This is a genomic window from Acinetobacter sp. 228, assembly GCF_048147885.1.
In genome coordinates, this window is record NZ_JAYWYV010000337.1 from 1 (window position 1) to 1,266 (window position 1,266).

Here is a 1,266-nt window from a genome sequence, read left to right on the forward strand (position 1 = left end):
CAACATGGGTGCTATGGAAAATAAAGGTTTAAATATCTTTAACACCTCATGCGTACTTGCCGATGAAGAGTACACAACTGACGCAGCAATTATGCGTGTACAGTCTGTGATTGCCCATGAATATTTCCATAACTGGACAGGGAACCGTATTACTTGTCGTGACTGGTTCCAGTTATGCTTAAAAGAGGGCTTAACGGTATTCCGTGATCAATCTTTCTCGGAAGATTTACAATCTGCTGCGGTTCAACGTATTGACGATGTCGCTGTTCTTAAATCGCATCAATTCCCAGAAGATGCAGGTCCATTGTCGCATCCTCCACGCCCAGACCACTTTGTCGAAATTAATAACTTCTATACAGCGACTGTTTATGAAAAAGGTGCGGAAATTAACCGCATGATGTCGACATTACTGGGTAAAGAAAAATTCCGTCAGGGAACGGATGAATATTTCCGCCGTCATGATGGACAAGCCGTAACTGTTGAAGACTGGGTTGCTGCACTCTCTGCAGGTTCAGGTGTTGATTTATCTGCATTCTTAACTTGGTATAACCAACCAGGTACACCAAAGCTTGAAGCGAAAGGTGAATATGATGCAGCAGCGCAAACTTATCGTCTAAGCTTTAAACAAAGCCTAAAAGCGCATCCGAAATATCCAAACTTAAAAGCTGTCCCAATTCCTGTAGCGTTGGCATTATTTAATGCGAAAACAGGAGAGCAATATACGCTCCAAAGCGAAAGCCTATTTGTAAATGGTGTTAAAGATGGCGTGTATTTATTTGACCAAGACGAGGCAGCTATTGAGTTTACAGGGGTAACTGAGCAACCTGTTGTTTCACTACTACGTAATTTCTCTGCACCTGTAAATCTGGTATTTGATTACAGTGATGAAGAATTAGCATTCTTAATTCAACATGAAACAAATGGTTTTAACCAATGGCAAGCAACACAAACCTTGCTTGAACGTATTTTGTTAGAAGATCACTCTGCGGATACCTATATTCAAGCTATTCAAAGTACATTGCCTGAATTAGTTGGTCGTGATCCACTTTTAGCATCGCGTTTGTTTGATGTACCGACTGAAGGTTATTTGGGTAGCCGTATTGATCAAAACTATGCACCAGCCGATATTCATGTAAAACGTGAAGCCTTACTCAATCGTTTGGCACAAGAGTTGGGGGCGTTCTGGAAAGATACGTACCTTACACTTGACCCAGACTTGCAAAAAGAATTTTCTTTAGCGATGGGTGTACGTGCATTAAAGAACAT

General features: G+C 41.2%; 1 protein-coding gene. It reads left to right on the top strand.

What is annotated here, in order from left to right:
- A partial coding sequence (locus tag VXQ92_RS18745; protein WP_416682818.1) for a DUF3458 domain-containing protein occupies nucleotides 1-1,266 on the top strand: 1,266 nt, incomplete at both ends.